Origin of the sequence: Enterococcus sp. DIV2385, assembly GCF_051711925.1 — a bacterium.
GTDB lineage: Bacteria > Bacillota > Bacilli > Lactobacillales > Enterococcaceae > Enterococcus > Enterococcus faecalis.
Genome location: NZ_JBIONV010000001.1, coordinates 968,992 through 986,198, shown reverse-complemented (window position 1 = coordinate 986,198; position 17,207 = coordinate 968,992). Strand labels below are relative to the sequence as shown.

Sequence of the window (17,207 nt, the reverse complement as noted above, 5' to 3'; positions counted from 1 at the left end):
ATTATCAACAATTAAAAACAACTCGTTTCTTCTAACTGTTTGGTTTCTTTTCCATTTGCTTTTGCCACGACCAATTGCGCCATTTGTTTAAACGAATTATTTAAACCAATGCCGCCCTTTTTGGGCATCTTCACAATCGGTACTTGCTGATAATAGTGACTAACTGCTGGATTTTCTTCTGCCATCGCTGCAATTGCAGGAATGCCTGCAGCATTAAACTTACAAGCTAGATGAGCGGCCATTTCTCCAAAATTAGGATAATGCATGGCAGGTCCGCAAAGAACCGCATTGGCATGAAACTTTTTTGCAAAGCCAATAAATTTCTTTGCTACCTCTTCCTCGTTTTCCAAATAATATTGGTCACCACAATAAAGTGTCGCAACAATTTCCGCTCCTTGCTTCTGTAAAAATGGTAGCAATGTTACCCCTGGACCTAAGGGAGCTTTTTTACCACTTGGTTTCAGCTGAGCTTGTTCATCACTGCCAAATCCTGCTAAACTGTGGTTTAAGACTAAAAGGATTTTTTTCACGCCTATTTCCTCCTTTTTTATAAATCATCGAAGTCAAAGGAATCAAAATCAATTTCTTCACTCTCTTCTTCTTGTGCTTTCCATTCTTCACGTAAATATTGGTCATCCATAACTCGAATAAAAGGATAATAAATGAACATTCCTAGTACCAATAAGAGAGCTTGCAGAATGGATCCTTGCCAACCGCTGACTAAAAATCCTGAGATAATTGGCGGGGTCGTCCACGGCAATTGAATACCGTTCGTCAATGGAACTAAGCCCCAATCCATAGCAAAATAGGCAATAATAATATTAATTGCGGGCACTAAAACAAATGGAATTAAAAGGATTGGATTTAAAACAATTGGTAACCCAAAAATGATTGGTTCGTTAATCCCAAAAACACCAGGAATTAGTGAAAGTTGCGAAAGCTTTTTAATTCGTTGACTTTTACAGAATAAGACCATCACAATGATTAATGAGAGTGTGGAACCGGCGCCACCAAATGTTGCAAACATATCTTGAAATTGTCCAGTGATGATATTGGGAATTTCATGGCCGTCTTTAAATGCTTGTAAATTTTCAACAGATAATGCCCGCAAAACAGGATTAAAGACTGCGCCAACCACGCTACCTCCGTTAATGCCAAAGAACCAAAAGAAGTGTAAAAATAAATAAGCAATGCTCATTGCACCTAAGGTATTACCAAGACTCAATAAGGGCGTTTGTAGAAATTCAAAAATAACATCTTGTAAATTACCATAAGGAGTTAAAGCAGCCAGCCAATTGACTAAAAACATGAGAGTAACAACTAAAAAACTCGGAATCAGGGCCTCAAAAGACTTAACCACTGTTGGTGGCACTCCTTCTGGCATTTTTATTGTCCACCCTTTACGAACAATGGCCACAAATAAACGAGTCGCAATTAATGCGACAATCATTCCTAAAAACAAGCCACTGGAACCCATCCATTTTAAAGGTAAACTAGTAACTTCATAAACCTTTGAACTATTTTCCGGTGTAAATAATGTTTGATAAGGCGTTACAATAAAAAATGAAACCAATGCGATAATTCCTGCTTGCATTGCATCCACATTGAATTGTTTCCCTAAACTATAGGCAATACCGACAACGGCCAGAATGGTCATTACATCAAAACTAGCACTAGCTGGAACAGACATCATTGTCGCCCATTCTTTACCAAGCAAATGAGACATCCAAGTATCCCATTGTGGCAAAGGGAAATTAGCAATTAATAAGAAGACCGAACCAACAATCAACAAGGGCGTTGATAAAAGGAAGCCATCACGAATCGCTACTAAATACTTATTTTCTCCTATCACTTTTGCCAAAGGGGTCAATACGCGCTCTAACCAATCCAAAAATTTTTGCACGGTCGTCACTCCTATCTATTATTTTTTATTTTGCTTAATTAACCGCAGTGCTTCTTTCAATGCTTTTTCGCCATCCATCATGCCATAAATTTCTGGCGTAATTGCAGCGACAGGAATCCCTTGCGGAGCAAATTGTTCTTTTGTTTTTTCTAATAAAAAACGGACTTGTGGTCCTAATAAAATAGCAACAGGCTTCTCTGCTTCAACCACTTCTTGTGCTCTTGCAATAGGAAAAGCAGTAATCATTAAAGGCATTTGATGTTTTTCCACCACTTCCATCATTTTATTCACCATAATACTTGTAGACATCCCTGCATCACAAAAAAGATAAATTTGTTTTTTACTCATGTTCCTTCACTCTCCTCATTTATTCAATTGGTGCTTTGATTCTTTTTTCATAGGCCGCTAACCATTCTTGTGAAATCGGCTGAATCTCTGTGGTATGATTCTTGCCTGGATTTGCAATATAGATTTCTGGTTGCTGCATATCAGTACCAACCGTAAAAGTAAATTCCACATTCGTAGCTACGCCCCAGTCTCCCTGTTTGTTCATGGCCACCAGTGAAAAAGCTCCTGCTTTCCCATAACGTTGGGTCAATTTTTCGTGAAAAGCATAGACCGCTTGATCACATGCTTGTTGTGGCGAGCACCCTTCCCCCATTAAACGGACGATTTCATAAGAAAGACAGCCTTTCATTAAATCTTCACCTAATCCTGTAGCCGCAGCACCACCAATTTCGCTATCAACATAAAAACCAGAACCTGACAGTGGTGAATCGCCAACACGTCCTGCTTTTTTCATGAAGAGTCCCGAACTGGAAGTGCCAGCTGCCATTGATCCTGTTTGGTCTAACGTAATAGCGCCGACAGTATCATGCCCATCATAGGGGTTCAACTGATTTTCCTGAATTTCTTTTAAACGCTTTTGCCACCATTGATTAGCGCGTTCTGTCAACATATTCTTTCTTTCAAAACCGTGCAACATTGAATATTTCGTTGCACCTGCGCCAACACGAAAACTATTAAACTTCTCTTTACTTAATGCTTTAGCCACTGAAATCGGATTTTTAACATCTGTAATTCCTGCCACAGCACCAATTGCAAATGTGTCTCCATCCATATAGGCAGCATCCATTTCTAAAATCCCTTCCTCATTAGGTAAACCGCCGTAGCCCACTGACTTATAAAAAGGATAGTCTTCTACTTCTTTAATTAATTGTTCCACGGCCGTGCCTGCAGCACCTCCTTGTTGTAACTCTTCTGTAGCTTTTAGTAACCCATCATGTGCCATCCGCCATGTCGCAATTGCACCCCAAGTCATTTTCCATCCGCCCTTTCGTTAACGCTTACATTTCTCCACCATTATAAACTAGTATATACTGTTTTGTATATACTGAAAATGAAATTTTATACAGAAAAATAGAAGATACACGTATGCGACCTCTACGAAACACATTGGCTTCTTCTCATACGTGTATCTTCTATTGGTTTTATGCTTCTGTTAATGCAATCATCGCTTGCATATAGATTTCCAGATTAAGCAGTAAATCTTTTTCATCCATATATTCATCTTGGTTATGCGCAATGCCTTTTTGACCAGGAAATGATGGACCAAAAGCAACGATATTCGGCATAAAACGAGCATACGTAGCACCTGTAGTTGTGACTGGCGTCCCATCTAAGCCAGTAATTTGTTCATAAACCTTGGTTAATTTTTGAACATTGCGCTCATCTTTTGGAAACAGCGTACTAGGGAGGCGGCGGATGACGGTCACTTCACTTTCTGGAAATAGTGCCTTCGTTAGCTGCGTGGTTACTTCGTTTTCTGTAATAGAAACAGGATAACGCACGGCCAATGATAACACCAACTGCTGTCCTCGTTTTTCCAACGCATAGGGCGTTAAAATCAATTGCCCACTATCCTGATCCTTAAAGTCTAGAGCCACTCCTTCGCCATAGTGCTTTTCGTGAAAACTAGCGGTTAACCAGTCGAAATACTGTAATAAATTTCCTTTGACTAACTGTTCCTCGCTAATTTTCTGTGCCAATAAAGTAATAGCGTTCTTGCCTAGTTCTGGCGCATTGGAAGGAGCACGTTTTCCCGTGATTGCCGTTGTTTTTCCCGCAATCACCACACTTAATTGATCAGGTACGTGGTCTTTTGCTTGATCACCTATAATCTGACCAATTTGTTCACTTGAATCATCTGGGATGGTCGTTGTGATTTCATAATTAACAATCCCTCGCTCCCCATAAACTACTGGATATTTACAATCTGGAGTAAATCCAAAAACGGGTGCGTTTTCCTTCTCTAAATATAAGGGGATATCTCCACTCCCACTTTCTTCATCCGTGCCAAACATTAAGCGAATGGTTTTCTTTGGTTGGTAACCAAGTTCTTTCAGTAATTTCATTCCATACAGGCAAGCCAAGATAGGACCTTTATTATCTAGAATTCCTCTACCATACAAACGTTGATGTTTTTTCGTTAATTGAAAGGGCGGCACTGACCAGCCAGAACCTTCTGGTACTACGTCTAAATGACCAATAATTCCCAGATATTCTTCCGCTGTTCCCCATTGCGCATAGCCAACTGCGTCATTGACAATCTCAGTTTGAAAGCCATAACGCTCTGCCAGTTTCAGCGTTTCTTCCAAGGCTCTTTTCGGTCCTTCGCCAAAAGGCGCCTCTTTTTTAGGCGACCCTTTCACACTTCGAATCGCGATAATTTTGTTTAAGTCTTCATAAAATAAATCTTTTTGAGCGGCTATTTCTTCTTTGATCTTCATTCGTTCCAAGAACCTCCTAGCTCCACTTGGTTGTTTTCAGACGGGCTATAGCGGGTCAGTGTGTTTTTAAACGTGTACCGATCTGCTCGATATAAAGAGACATCATATAAAATAGGAGTTGCATCAAGCGCATAGGTAATAGAGTGGACTTGTAAAAGTGGTTGGCCCACAGGAACATTCAATAATTCTGAAATTTCCGCTTCAACTAAGATTGCTTCAATTTCTTGATGCGAATAAGCAATCTCGACGTTCTTCTCGATTAAGCAGAAAAGAGAGCCCTCGAAGTCTTGCTTCGTATGGCCTTGTACGTATGCCTGTGGCAAATAAATTTTTTCAACTGTCATTGGTTCGCCGTCTAACATTCGGCGGCGAATCAGTTCATAAATTGCCTCATTTTTGCCTACTTGGAGCGCCTCCCGAATTTTCTCAGCGGGATGTACTACTTCTTCAAAGGAAATGACTTCTGTCTGGCTTTTTTTCCCGTAAGCTTTGGCTGCCTCAGTAAAACCTTGTAAGCCAGCGCGACCACTTTGAATTTTCGCTTGCGACATCACATAACTACCTTTACCATGTCGTTTTACCAAAATATTTTTGCGGATCAAATCATCAATCGCTTTACGGATGGTCAAGCGACTGCAGTTATATTCTTTAGCTAAATCATATTCTGAAGGTAATTTTTGTGCACTTACATACAGACCGTCTCGAATCTTCTTTTCAATTTCTGCAGAAATTTGCTTAAATTTGGGTGCATTTTCTGTCATTTCATCGCCTATCTTTCTTCAAAAAAATAAATTTTCTAGTATATACCACACTGTCTATACTAAATCAATTTTTAAGAAACCGCAATCATTTGTTGCGTTTCTTAAAAATCAAAAAAGAAAGCGAGCCACAAGTCGGTTGGACTTGTGGCTCGCTTTTTTAGGAAAAAATATGTTATTTCCCTTTCATCCGTTCTTTGCCTTCTTGACACATATAGAGTAGCGGACAGGCTTCACATTTAGGCGCTCTTGCTAGGCAGTGATAACGCCCAAAGAAAATCATGGTATGGTGCGTTTTCACCCAGAGTTCTTTCGGAACTTTACGCATTAAGGTTTGCTCAACTTCAGTAACATTCGCATTTAGCTTACAAATTCTAAGGCGCTTGGACACTCGTTCCACATGTGTATCTACTGCAAAAGCCGGTTCGCCGAAAGCATCTCCCATTACTACATTGGCTGTTTTTCTCCCCACGCCAGGTAAACTGACCAGTTCATCTCTGGTTTGCGGAACTTCTCCATTGAAACGTTCTAAAAGTTGTTGTGCGCACGCTTTAATATTTTTTGCTTTATTGCGATATAAGCCAATGGTTTTTATTTTAGCAATAATCTCCTCCACCGGCGCAGCTGCTAAAGCTTCTGGAGTTGGAAAAGCTGCGAATAAACCAGGAGTAGCTTTATTTACCGATACATCGGTTGCTTGCGCACTTAAAATCACAGCAATTAATAATTCAAAAGGATTCTTATGTTTTAATTCACATTCTGCATTTGGAAACATCTCATACATAATTTCAATAGCTTCCATTGTTTTCTCTTTTGATAGCATGGCCCACCTCCTTTTTATTCACTGTCTTCTGGATTTAACCAATTGTGTAATGTAACCTTTGGTAACGATTCTTGTGTCTGACCTTGTTGTTCAATCTCATTTTGAATCATAGAATCTTTTCGTTTTTTCTGATCAGCAGCCACTTGTTCTTTGGTGGTAATATTTTTACGCTCCCACGCAAGTAAAATACGATCAATATATTTCAAACTATACGCCTGATTTAAAACGGCTTCTCGCAACGCTAACCGGATTAATTCAGGGGAATAATGGTCCGTGTTCAACCACTGACCAATCATTTCTAATTCAATGGGTGAAAGTGGACGTCCGAATTCTTTTTCAAAGCCTTGGTAAAGCTGTTTAATTTCATCTTCGTGGTTTGCGACAACTTGTTTTTCTTTGCTCGTTTGTAAAAATAATTGAATCTTTTGAAAAACAGGTAGTAAATCATACGTATCCATCATTTGACCTTTTTGGTTTTGTTGTGTTTCAATTCGAATAAATCCGCGAGAAACCAATTGATTTAATAACTTATAAATCGTATCTGGCGTTTTGCCCATCGTCTCTGCAATCGCCATTAAGTCTGGAAATAAATCGCCTGCATTTTGCGAACGAAAAAGTTGCAGTAAAAAGAGAAATTCATCATCTTTCAAACCAATTTTTTGGTAATGATCAAATAGTAAGTTTGAGATTGTTGTTTCACCAGCTTCTAAATATTCACGAATTGATAACATTGTTGTTGTCCACTTCCCCTTGCTTGTTTCACTTATTGCACTTGATAAACATCAAAATAAATAGCTTTCATATAATCAATTAAATAACTAGGATTCAATTCTTCTCCCGTTGCATCATAAATTAATTGATTTGGTTTACGTGAAGCGCCGTACTGATGAATATGTTGTGTTAACCATTTACGGATATCAGAATAATCCTCCGAAGCTAAAATTTCATCAACAGATAATTCTTGTTTCATTGCGTGAAATAGTTGCGCGGCGTACATATAACCCAAGGCATAAGATGGGAAATAACCAAAGCTACCTCCAGACCAATGAACATCTTGAAGGACACCTTCTAAATCATTTTCAGGTGATACGCCTAAGTACTCTTGGTATTTTTCGTTCCACACTTTTGGCAAATCAGCGACTTCCAAAGAACCATTAAACAACATTTTCTCAATTTCATAACGAATAATGATATGCAAAGGATAGGTGAGACTATCGGAATCAATCCGAATCAAACTTGCTTTCGTTTCTTTTAAAGAAGCATAGAAATCTTCAAAAGCAATATCATCAAAAGTGCCTTCTGCGCATTCTTGGAAAAACGGGTATTGTTTTTGCCAAAAAGCTCGGTTGCTACCAATGATAATTTCATTAAAGAGCGATTGTGATTCGTGAATCCCCATAGAGGCACCTTCGCTTAGTGGCGTAAAGTCAAATTTAGGATCAAAATTTTGTTCATACATCCCATGACCCGCTTCATGAATCACACCAAATGTTGCCATTGAGAAATTATTTTCTTCCCAGCGCGTAGTAATCCGCGCATCATTTCGATTTAGAGCTGTCATAAATGGATGAACTGTATCATCTAATCGGCCTTTTGAAAAATCATAGCCTAATTGTTCAACCACACTAATCACAAAACGGCGTTGTTGTTCTTTGGTCATTTTTCTAGATAAAAAATCAGTTCTAGGCGGCGTACCTTTTTCCGCTAAAACGGTCCGAATCTCTTGAATCCCTTGTTTTACTTGGTCGAATACTTGGTCTAGTTTCTCAACCGTCATCCCTGGTTCAAATTGATTTAATAACACATCATACGGAGTTTTTTCTTCTTTTTGCCAATAAGGAATGAACTCTTTTTGGAACGCAACGACCTTCGTTAAGGTTTCTTCTAACAAGCCGAAATCTTGTGCAGCGCGTGCTTTTAGCCAATCTGTATGTGCTTGGTTTAATACTTTAACATATTCTTGCATACGTTCAGCTGGAACATTTTTATTCAAAGCATATTCTTCTTTTACTTTTTCAAAAACCAGTTTCCCTAATTCAGATAATTCTTCAGGGCGTGTCTCAAAATAGGCCAATGCTTCTTGAATAACTGGGCCAATACTTCGTTCAAAATATAATCCGGTTAAATACCCTTCTACTTCTCCTCGAAAAGGACTACTTTTTTCTGGCATCCCAGTTGATGAATCCCAGTCTAATAATGTCAAGGCATTTTTTAGTAATTGAATTTCTTTCACTTCTTGTAAAAATACAGCTTCCTTCATTTTTTTACACCAGCTTTCTTAGTCTTCCCGTGATTTTCTTGGTGGACGTGTTCCCCAGTATTGGAATAAATCTGTTCGTAAGGCTCCGTTGTAAAGCTTCCGTTTTTTAGTAGCTTTGGCACCATAATATTCTTCAAAAGCAAGATCACTCGTCAGTATATACTTGCTCCAAGTAGTTAACGGACGGAAAACATGGCCCATTTCTTTATACAAACGGCGAACACTTTCCTCTTCTCCTAAACGCTCACCATAAGGCGGGTTAGCTACCATTACACCATATTCCTTCTCGGTTGTAAAATCTTTTAAGGCCAATTGTTTAAAGGTAATTGAATCACCTAAACCAACTTCCTCAGCATTCGCTCGTGCGACTTCAATCATTCGCCCATCAACATCTGAACCACAGATATCTAACTCAACATCGTAGTCTGCCTTTGCCTCGGCTTCGTTACGTACTTTTTCAAAAATTGCTGGATCAACCCAATCCCATGTTTCACAAGTAAAACTACGATTAAAGCCAGGGGCAATGTTATGGCCAATTAATGCTGCTTCAATACAAATTGTTCCAGAACCACAAACTGGATCATAAAAAGGACGATCTTTGCGCCAATTGGTCAACATCACTAAAGCAGCTGCCATGTTTTCCTTAAGAGGTGCGCCCCCCTTTTCAATGCGATAGCCCCGTTTAAATAAACTTGGCCCAGTCGTGTCCAACGTCAACGTCACTTTATCTTTTAGAAGAGCCACTTCTAATTTAAACAAAGCTCCTGTTTCGGTTAAAGGCACCGTCGCTGGACGATGGTAAACTTCTCTTAAACGGTTAACAATGGCTTTTTTGGTGATGGCTTGGCAATCAGGAACACTATACAATTTTGACTTAATTGATTTACCTGCAACTGGAAATTCTGCATCTAAAGGCAAATAATCTTCCCAAGGAAGTGCTTTAACTTTTTCAAATAATTCATCAAAACTATAGGCGTTAAATTCGCCAACGACGATTTTAATCCGATCTGCTGTTCGTAGCCATAAATTGGCAGTAGCAATTGTTTCAACTGTTCCTTCAAAGACGGCCCGGCCATTTTCTACTTCACAGGGAATCCCTAAATCACGCAATTCTTTTCCAACTAATGCTTCTAAGCCACTAGCAGCCGTTGCAACAAGTTTGAATGTTTTTTCTTTCGTCATAAAAACTCCTTCTTGACTCTTTTTTATTGTCTGGAGCTAACAGTCCTGCCGACTACTGCTCCGCTTGTTTTTTATAATTGTCCGCTTTCTCTGAACTAAACGGTCCTATTCCGGCCTCTTTAGAACAGACAGCTTACTACTTTTATCTCAGTTTCTTTATTTTAACATTTTTTTATTCTTTTCGTAAAAAAAGCCTTCACAACTACGTTGGAAGGTCTTCCTGAATTACTTGTAATTTTCTATAAGCCATGTTCTGTATCACCAATTCTTCAGGAAAAATTGGTGACGGTCATCATCTATCTGCAGAGTAAACTCTGCCTCTTCTACTCGTTCATTTCCTTTAGAAGAGCGCCCCTACCATTGTTTGGGTTGCTCGCTCGAGGGGTTTACCGCGTTCCACCGATGGAGTTTCCCACATCGCTTCGTCACTGTGGCACTTTCAAGGATACTTTGACATAGTCGAAACCTTAGTCATTTTTCCTGCCGTTACTCTAAAAGAGTACCTTAGCTTATGATTTCGCTAAGCACGAACACTACAAGCATCTCAGCTTGTGCGAGCATGGACTTTCCTCAGCTTGCAAAAGCAAACCGCGATCACCCGAAAATTACAAATCTGTTTAAACGAACAGCAAAAATTTATACACTAAAACAAGTGTCCGCTATTCTAACAAATGCTTTCTGTTCCTCGTGAAAACTTGACTTAAATTGTCTTGTTAAAATTGACGTGTTTGTGCATTATCAACATCATGGTTCGCTGGTTCTGCAGTCATTGACGGTGCGGAAGGCGTTACAGGTGTTGAAGGTGTTTCATCTAACTTTTTACCAAAAACTTCACGCTCTAAGTTTGATAAACGTTTTAAAATATCAAAGTTGGTCACTGCTGCACTTTTTGGTACTTCTTGAGCAACACGAGGCGTTGGTTGGGCTTTTGATAATTGGTCTAATTTTGCCATTAAGCGGCTGTTTTCTTCTTGCAAGCTTAATAATTCTTTATTATAAGCTTCGTAGTCTTTAATAACATTGTCTAAAAATTCGTCTACTTCAATTGGGTCATACCCGTTCATCATTTTCGTTTTAAATTCTTTTTGTAAAATGTCTTTAGGACTATATACTAAATTTGCCATGTTTACACCTCATTTGTTTATTTACGATAGAAAATTTCATAGTTCCACAAGTACTATTGTAACGAAAAATAGCTAGAAAATCAAACAGATTCTCTAATCAATCACCGAGTTTTGTAAATCATCCATTGTAATTAAGCGAATATCATAGGGTTCTCGTTCCGAAAAATGTTGTGCATCCTTTAAAAAATACTCCGTTTTGCCAGGGTACTCTTTGTCATAAATAAGTAAGCTGCCCCCAGAATGTTCCAAAAGAAATTTTGTATGCATTTTTAATTGTGCTGGCGATTGATAGGGCTGGTGACTTACTGAGTTGATATAATCAGCCAAACTTTCCGCTTTCGTTAACAGTTCTCGATTTTGTTCATTCCAATTATTGCCAAAGTCTTTAAACGGATAAAGTAAACCTAGCTGAACTTCTGGATATTCCGTTTTTAATTCCCCAACTACTTCAGCTGTCCAAAGTTCAACACCTAAATTGCCAGAAATCAAAATCCATTCTACTCCCGTTTCAATATAACTGGCTAACTCTTTTTTTAAGACATTTTTAATAACTGTGATTTTCGGGTCTTTTCCTTGAAATATCCCCAATTCAAAGCTGCGATAACCGGTGACATAGAGGGTTTTTATCATTTCCATAAGTCATCCCTTTTCTTTCAGGTCTTTTTTTTGGTATAATACAGGCTAGGAGTGTGATAAACGTGACGTTCCATTATCCTAACGGAATACCTTATAATCATCATGAAGCACAATCACCAAAAAAACAAGTAAAAAAGAAACGCCCCGTTGAATTTGGTAATCGTGGGATGGATTTCGAAGAAGCGATCAATCAAAGCAATCAATATTATCTATTGAATAAGCAAGCAGTCGTTCATAAGAAACCAACTCCTGTTCAAATTGTTAAAGTAGATTATCCCAAACGAAGTGCGGCTGTTATTAAGGAGGCCTACTTTAGACAAGCTTCAACGACTGATTATAACGGTGTATATCAAGGCCGTTACATAGATTTTGAAGCGAAAGAAACGAAAAATACCACGTCCTTTCCCTTTAAAAATTTTCATCAACATCAAATTGATCATATGGAACAATGTATAGCACAACAAGGGATTTGTTTTGTGCTATTATGGTTTTCAAGCTTAAAACGCTGCTTCTTTTTTAGTGGTGAAAATCTAATAACGCATTGGAAAAACCAAGCAGTTACTGGAAAAAAATCTATGCCGCTTGCACTCATCGAGAAAGAAGGAATTGAATTATCTTTTGGAATCGCACCGCGAATCCCTTATCTCGACGCAGTGGAACAATATATTCAGACACACTAGATTCATAAAGTTTTGAAAGTATAACAAAGGAGTTGCTATTTATGCCAACCGCAAATTCAGGCTCGCGAGCTGCTAGACATGCATCCAACACCTCATCGAAGTCGAGTTACAAGAAAAAGACACAACCGCCGAAAAAGAAAAAACGGCTTGTTTTAAAAATCTTTCTTGGCTTACTTATCGCTGGGATGGTCGCTTTTTTAGCAGGCGTTGGTCTTTTTTGGTTCTATGCACGACAAGCCCCAAAATTAGAAGATGACAAACTGAATGCGACAGTTTCATCGAAGCTTTACGATATTAATAATGAAATTTTTGAGGATTTAGGCGCAGAAAAGCGTGAATTAATTCAACCAAATGATGTGCCTCAATTATTAAAAGATGCCATTGTTTCTGTCGAAGACCGTCGTTTCTATAAACACATTGGTGTGGATCCGATTCGGATTATCGGTTCTGCCCTTTCAAATGTCAAAAATGGTGGATTACAAGGCGGAAGTACCTTAACCCAACAATTAATTAAATTGTCCTACTTCTCTACAAAAGAATCTGACCAAACCTTGAAACGGAAAGCACAAGAAGCATGGATGGCTGTTCGTTTAGAACGTGAAAAATCAAAAGAAGAAATTTTAACTTACTACATTAACAAAGTCTACATGGCGAATGGTTTTTATGGAATGGAAACAGCGGCTGAAAATTATTATGGTAAACATTTATCTGAACTTGATTTACCACAAACGGCCCTACTGGCAGGAATGCCACAAGCGCCAAACTCATACGATCCCTATACAAAACCAGATACTGCTAAAGAACGTCGGGATGTCGTACTCTACACAATGTACGACAATAAAAAAATCTCGAAAGCAGAGTACGAAAAAGCCAAAGCTACCCCAATCGATGAAGGCTTAGTTCCATTAAAAGCCAGTGATGACAATCGAAAAGTCGTAGATAATTACGTCAAAGAAGTAATCAATGAAGTGAAAGCAAAAACTGGTAAAAATGTTTACACAGACGGACTAGATATCTACACAAACTTAGATATGAATGCCCAAAAACAACTTTACGATATTGTCAACAGTGATCAATACGTTGCATTTCCAGATGATAAAATGCAAGTGGCTTCAACCGTTATTGATGTTGCCTCTGGACAGGTCCGAGCACAAATTGGTGGTCGTCACATTCCTGATGATGTACAATTAGGAAACAATTTAGCTGTTAACACCCAACGTGATGTTGGTTCAACCGTGAAACCAATCATGGATTATGGTCCCGCAATTGAGAATTTAAATTATTCGACAGGTCGCCTCATGGTGGATAAACCAACGAAATATCCTGGTACCGACATTGATGTCTTCAACTCTGATTTAACATACCAAGGCGTCATTACTATGCGCCGTGCGATTATGGGTTCTCGTAACACGACCGCGGTCCAGACGTTTGATGAAGTTGGTAAAGAAAACATCATGCCTTTCATTAAAGGGCTAGGAATTGACTATAAAAACTTAGAAGCCTCGAATGCCATTTCAAGTAACACAAGCGATGTAGATGGCGATAAATATGGAATTTCCTCATTGAAGTTAGCAGCAGCTTATGCGGCTTTCGCCAATAATGGGATTTATAACAAACCGTATTACGTAAACAAAGTCGTTTTCAATGATGGAACTAGCGTTGATTATCAACCTGATGGCAAACGTGCAATGAAAGACTCTACCGCCTATATGATGACGGATATGTTAAAAGATGTTTTAAACGGCGGAACAGGATTTAACGGCGCCATTCCAGGCTTAATCCAAGCGGCCAAAACAGGGACTTCTAACTATACTGATGAAGATTTAGCGCGAATGGGCACAACAGAAAAAGGAATTGCCCCGGATAGTACCTTTGTTGGTTATACAACACACTATGCCGTTTCTGTTTGGACTGGATACAATGATCGAAATACACCAATCTATCAAGAATACTATGGGATTGCCTCGGATGTTTATCGTGAAATAATGAGTTACTTGTCTCAAAATGTTTCAAACGATGACTGGGTGCAGCCAGACAGTGTTGTGCGGGTAGGTAATGAATTATACGTGAAAGATGCCTATGAGGTACCAAATGTACAAGTTTTACCAAGTACTACCTCTTCAGCACCACAGCCGGAATCTAGCAGTACGGTGGAATCCTCTTCCACAAAAGAAGCGGAAAGTTCATCAAGTTCTAGTTCAGAAAGTGCGCCTTCTTCCTCTGAAGCGCCACCATCAACCGAACAACCGGCAAGCTCTTCCTCAGCAGAGCAACCGGCAACATCAGAACAACCACCTGAACCTTCAAGTTCTAGTTCACAAGAACCGCCGCAACCACCTGAAAGTAGTTCTAAACCAGATGAAAATAAAGCAGCATAAAAAGTACGGGGCTCATAATGAGCCCCGTACTTTTTTAGATTAAAAATGGACGAAGTGAACTGAATCACTTCGTCCATTTTTGCTTATTTACTTTCTTTATTTGCCAAAGCTGCACCAACAAATCCTTTGATTAAGCGTTGTGGGCGATTTGGACGAGAAATTAATTCTGGGTGGAATTGACAAGCCACAAAAAATTGTTTTTCAGGAATTTCAACAATCTCAACTAAACGATTATCTGGTGAAACTCCAGAGAAAACTAAGCCATTTTCTTCAAATAATTGACGATATTTGTTGTTAAATTCATAACGATGACGGTGACGTTCTTGGACAACATCTTCATTTCCGTATGCTGCCGCAGTTTTCGTTCCTTTTTTCAATTTACATGGATATAAACCTAAACGTAGTGTGCCACCTAAATTCTCGATATTTTCTTGATCTGCCATTAAATCAATAATGTTATTTGTCACGTCAGGATTAGTTTCTGCAGAACCAGCATCTTCTAAGCCCACAACGTTACGACCAAATTCTACACAGGCCATTTGCATACCTAAGCAAATGCCAAGGAATGGTACGTCATTTTCGCGAGCAAAACGAATCGCTTCAATTTTTCCTTCAATTCCACGATCACCAAAACCACCAGGAACCAAAATACCATCTGCTGAACCAATTCTTTCAGCGACATTTTCAGCAGTTAATTCTTGTGAATCAACCCAATCAATTTCGATATCTGAATCAAAATCAAACCCAGCATGTTTTAATGCTTCTACAACAGAAATATAGGCATCTGGTAATTCAACATATTTACCAACCAGCGCAATTTTTGTTTTCTTTTTCAAGTTAAGAACTTTTTCTTCTAATGCACGCCACTCAGTCATGTCTGCAGCCGGTGCATCCAATTTTAAATGATCACAAACAATTTGATCCATGTTTTGTGCTTGAAGTGCTAATGGAATGGAGTATAACGTTTCAACATCACGAGATTCAATTACCGCTTCCGGATTAACATCACAGAATTGTGCTAATTTGTTTTTAGTGTTTTGAGAAACAGGTAATTCCGTACGGACCACTAAAATATTTGGTTGAATCCCTAAACTTCTTAATTCTTTGACACTATGTTGTGTTGGTTTAGTTTTCATTTCGCCAGCCGCTTTTAAGTAAGGAATCAAGGTTGTATGGATGTACATTACGTTGTCACTACCCATATCAGCTTTCATTTGACGCAATGCTTCTAGGAAAGGTAATGATTCGATGTCGCCGACAGTACCACCTACTTCTGTGATAATCACATCGGCATCCGTCATTTTCGCTGCACGCATGATTTTTTCTTTGATTTCATTGGTAATGTGTGGAATAACTTGCACTGTTGCACCTAAGTATTCCCCTTTACGTTCTTTACGTAAGACTTCTGAATAAATTTTCCCAGTGGTTACGTTTGAGTATTTATTTAAGTTAATATCAATAAAACGTTCATAGTGACCTAAGTCCAAATCTGTTTCGGCACCATCATCTGTGACAAAAACCTCTCCATGTTGGTAAGGACTCATTGTCCCCGGATCCACATTAATATATGGATCGAATTTTTGAATCGTTACTTTTAATCCACGATTTTTTAATAATCGTCCTAAAGATGCTGCGACAATCCCTTTTCCGATAGAAGAAACCACGCCACCTGTAACAAAGATGTATTTTGTCATAATAGTTAAAAACCCTTTCTTTGATAATATTTTGTAGAGAGAAGTAAAACAACTTTGAGACTCTTACGTTTCTCCAAATAAAAAAGAAACAAAAATAGAAAAGCTCCCTATCCATTACGAATAGGGAGCTTGTAAGTTCGTTCAAACTTCTGACCTTCTTAAAGGTGCCCAAGTAGTATAATACAAGCAAACGAACATCAGGTCAAGTACTTCTATTCAAGAAAATAATTTTTTCTATTTTCTCATTTTTCTTAAGCATTCAACTAAAAAGCTTGACTCCTTCTTAGGAATCAAGCTTTTTGGTTTCTTACTCTTCAGAATATTCGTCATCAAAATCGTCTTCATCTTCAACATCATCGTCATCAATGATCGTTAAATCTTCTTCGATTTGCGGAATATCTTCTTCATCATCGTCTGAATCTGCACCAATCTCTTGTAAGTCAGAGTTGTATGCTTTGATTTCTTCATCTTCATCTTCTTCATCATCGTACAAGATGTCTTCTTCATCATCATTTGTTAATTCAGCATCTTCTGGATCGTCATCGTTATAGTCAATTACATCTTCATCGTTTGGATTAGTGATGAAGGCATTTACTTTTTTACGTTTTCTACGACGTGGTGCATCTTCTTCGTCTTCTTCCAAGCCATGTGTAACTTCTTCATCGATTGAATCGATTGGATACCATGAACGTAAGCCCCAACGATTGTCTCCCAATGAGATAAAGCTACCGTCGATGTTTAAATCTGTATAAAATTGTGCTAATTGGTCACGAATTTCACTATCAGACTTGCCAAGATAATTTTGGATTTGGTTAACTAAATCAGAAAAATCCATTACATCTGCATGTTGTTCTAAAATAGCGTGTGCTACTTCAATCATGGATAATTCTTTTTTGTTTAACCCTTCAAATACATTAATTTCCAAGAGGTACACGTCCTTTCACAGTCTACTCCTTATCATACAAAAACATTGAAAAAAA

At 38.5% G+C, this 17,207-nt stretch carries 16 protein-coding genes and 1 other RNA gene; 2 read left to right on the top strand and 15 right to left on the bottom strand.

All coding sequences use genetic code 11. The features are described 5' to 3' along the window. Window positions 1-11: 11 nt before the first annotated feature. The 13 genes from IGM04_RS04915 to IGM04_RS04855 all read right to left on the bottom strand — a co-directional run bounded on the left by IGM04_RS04915 (window position 12) and on the right by IGM04_RS04855 (window position 11,475). Window positions 12-530 (bottom strand): GrdB-related putative oxidoreductase, encoded by a 519-nt coding sequence (locus tag IGM04_RS04915; RefSeq protein ID WP_002357978.1) that lies wholly within the window; start codon window positions 528-530, stop codon window positions 12-14. Between the two features lie 17 nt (window positions 531-547). Beyond that, on the bottom strand, window positions 548-1,903 hold the full coding sequence (celB, locus tag IGM04_RS04910; RefSeq protein ID WP_002397805.1) for a PTS cellobiose transporter subunit IIC: 1,356 nt from the start codon (window positions 1,901-1,903) through the stop codon (window positions 548-550). Window positions 1,904-1,921: 18 nt separating this feature from the next. Then, window positions 1,922-2,251 (bottom strand): PTS sugar transporter subunit IIB, encoded by a 330-nt coding sequence (locus IGM04_RS04905; RefSeq protein ID WP_002408283.1) that lies wholly within the window; start codon window positions 2,249-2,251, stop codon window positions 1,922-1,924. Window positions 2,252-2,270: 19 nt separating this feature from the next. Beyond that, window positions 2,271-3,224, bottom strand: a complete 954-nt coding sequence (locus IGM04_RS04900) for a N(4)-(beta-N-acetylglucosaminyl)-L-asparaginase (protein WP_002380170.1) — start codon at window positions 3,222-3,224, stop codon at window positions 2,271-2,273. 169 nt (window positions 3,225-3,393) lie between these two features. Further along, window positions 3,394-4,692, bottom strand: coding sequence for a Sapep family Mn(2+)-dependent dipeptidase (locus tag IGM04_RS04895; RefSeq protein WP_086317787.1), 1,299 nt, complete (start codon window positions 4,690-4,692; stop codon window positions 3,394-3,396). Next, window positions 4,689-5,453, bottom strand: coding sequence for a GntR family transcriptional regulator, LSA1692 subfamily (locus tag IGM04_RS04890; RefSeq protein WP_002357984.1), 765 nt, complete (start codon window positions 5,451-5,453; stop codon window positions 4,689-4,691). Before IGM04_RS04890 ends, IGM04_RS04895 begins: the two co-directional genes overlap by 4 nt. A gap of 172 nt (window positions 5,454-5,625) precedes the next feature. Next, window positions 5,626-6,273, bottom strand: a complete 648-nt coding sequence (gene nth / locus IGM04_RS04885) for an endonuclease III (RefSeq protein WP_002357985.1) — start codon at window positions 6,271-6,273, stop codon at window positions 5,626-5,628. Window positions 6,274-6,287: 14 nt separating this feature from the next. Then, window positions 6,288-7,004, bottom strand: coding sequence for a DnaD domain protein (locus IGM04_RS04880; RefSeq protein ID WP_002357986.1), 717 nt, complete (start codon window positions 7,002-7,004; stop codon window positions 6,288-6,290). 32 nt (window positions 7,005-7,036) lie between these two features. Continuing rightward, window positions 7,037-8,533, bottom strand: coding sequence for a carboxypeptidase M32 (locus IGM04_RS04875; protein ID WP_086317786.1), 1,497 nt, complete (start codon window positions 8,531-8,533; stop codon window positions 7,037-7,039). A gap of 18 nt (window positions 8,534-8,551) precedes the next feature. Further along, window positions 8,552-9,715: a THUMP domain-containing class I SAM-dependent RNA methyltransferase gene (locus tag IGM04_RS04870; RefSeq protein ID WP_002408582.1), complete on the bottom strand. Its 1,164-nt coding sequence runs from the start codon at window positions 9,713-9,715 to the stop codon at window positions 8,552-8,554. Window positions 9,716-9,952: 237 nt separating this feature from the next. Next, an RNA gene (rnpB, locus tag IGM04_RS04865) (RNase P RNA component class B) lies at window positions 9,953-10,321 on the bottom strand. Window positions 10,322-10,428: 107 nt separating this feature from the next. Continuing rightward, a complete protein-coding gene (gpsB, locus tag IGM04_RS04860) occupies window positions 10,429-10,839 on the bottom strand; it encodes a cell division regulator GpsB (RefSeq protein WP_002357990.1) in 411 nt (136 codons plus the stop codon). A 93-nt stretch (window positions 10,840-10,932) separates the two neighbouring features. After that, window positions 10,933-11,475 (bottom strand): DUF1273 domain-containing protein, encoded by a 543-nt coding sequence (locus IGM04_RS04855; protein ID WP_002369608.1) that lies wholly within the window; start codon window positions 11,473-11,475, stop codon window positions 10,933-10,935. Window positions 11,476-11,537: 62 nt separating this feature from the next. Between IGM04_RS04855 and recU the strand changes: the two genes are divergently transcribed. Further along, window positions 11,538-12,155: a Holliday junction resolvase RecU gene (recU, locus tag IGM04_RS04850; RefSeq protein ID WP_002388848.1), complete on the top strand. Its 618-nt coding sequence runs from the start codon at window positions 11,538-11,540 to the stop codon at window positions 12,153-12,155. 41 nt (window positions 12,156-12,196) lie between these two features. After that, window positions 12,197-14,533: a PBP1A family penicillin-binding protein gene (locus IGM04_RS04845; protein WP_002360569.1), complete on the top strand. Its 2,337-nt coding sequence runs from the start codon at window positions 12,197-12,199 to the stop codon at window positions 14,531-14,533. An 83-nt stretch (window positions 14,534-14,616) separates the two neighbouring features. On the opposite strand, the gene IGM04_RS04840 is transcribed toward IGM04_RS04845, so the two are convergent. Together IGM04_RS04840 and rpoE are read right to left on the bottom strand one after the other, a co-directional pair. Further along, window positions 14,617-16,227, bottom strand: a complete 1,611-nt coding sequence (locus tag IGM04_RS04840; RefSeq protein ID WP_002357995.1) for a CTP synthase — start codon at window positions 16,225-16,227, stop codon at window positions 14,617-14,619. Window positions 16,228-16,534: 307 nt separating this feature from the next. After that, window positions 16,535-17,152 (bottom strand): DNA-directed RNA polymerase subunit delta, encoded by a 618-nt coding sequence (rpoE, locus tag IGM04_RS04835; protein WP_002357996.1) that lies wholly within the window; start codon window positions 17,150-17,152, stop codon window positions 16,535-16,537. Window positions 17,153-17,207 lie beyond the last annotated feature (55 nt).